This is a genomic window from Bacillus sp. LR--39 (genome assembly GCF_053613335.1).
Window position 1 is genome coordinate 1 of record NZ_JBSIOT010000768.1, and the last position, 757, is coordinate 757.

General features: G+C 46.4%; 2 protein-coding genes and 1 pseudogene. All 3 read left to right on the top strand.

The window, feature by feature from the left end; genetic code table 11:
* Positions 1 to 183: pseudogene (locus ACWHAR_RS26410) on the top strand (esterase); the annotation flags it as partial.
* A 63-nt stretch (positions 184 to 246) separates the two neighbouring features.
* Entirely contained in the window at positions 247 to 555 is a 309-nt protein-coding gene (locus ACWHAR_RS26415; RefSeq protein ID WP_014479422.1) for a metal-sulfur cluster assembly factor, read from the top strand.
* Positions 556 to 619: 64 nt separating this feature from the next.
* On the top strand, positions 620 to 757 hold a 138-nt coding region (locus tag ACWHAR_RS26420), incomplete at its 3' end, for a YqaE/Pmp3 family membrane protein (protein ID WP_452088341.1).

The window sequence follows — 757 nt, forward strand, 5'->3', positions numbered from 1 at the left end:
TGGCACGGCGCAAAAGATAAGGTCGTGCCTTACGCGCCGACCCGGAAATTTTATGACACGATCAAATCCCATTACAGCGAGCAGCCGGAACGCCTGCAATTTATCGGAGATGAAAACGCTGACCATAAAGTCCCGCGGGCAGCTGTGTTAAAAACGATTGAATGGTTTGAAACGTACTTATAAAGCACTAAGTTATTAACAAGAGCTGAATTTACGTTATACTGTAGAAAAAAGGAGTGAGGGAACGTGGAAGAAGCATTAAAAGAAAACATCATGGGCGCCCTGGAACAGGTTGTCGATCCTGAGCTTGGCGTTGATATCGTGAACCTTGGTTTGGTATACGATGTTGACATGGATGAAGACGGCTTAACGCACGTGACGATGACACTGACATCAATGGGATGCCCTTTAGCGCCGATTATCGTGGATGAGGTGAAAAAAGCATTAGCGGACCTTCCTGAAGTGAAAGACACAGAGGTTCACATTGTATGGAATCCGCCTTGGACTAGGGATAAAATGTCCAGATACGCAAAAATTGCGCTTGGCATTCAATAAAACAAAAGAGGACAGCCTGACATGTGAGGCTGTCCTTTTTTACAGCTGAAAGGAGTGAAAGGAAATGATGTACCTGCTGGCAGTTTTATGCCCGCCGCTTGCTGTTTTGTTTTCGGGAAAACCGTTTCAGGCCTTGCTGAATCTCATATTGACCTGTATCTTTTGGCTGCCGGGCGCGATTCACGCCTGCTTTATCGTCGCC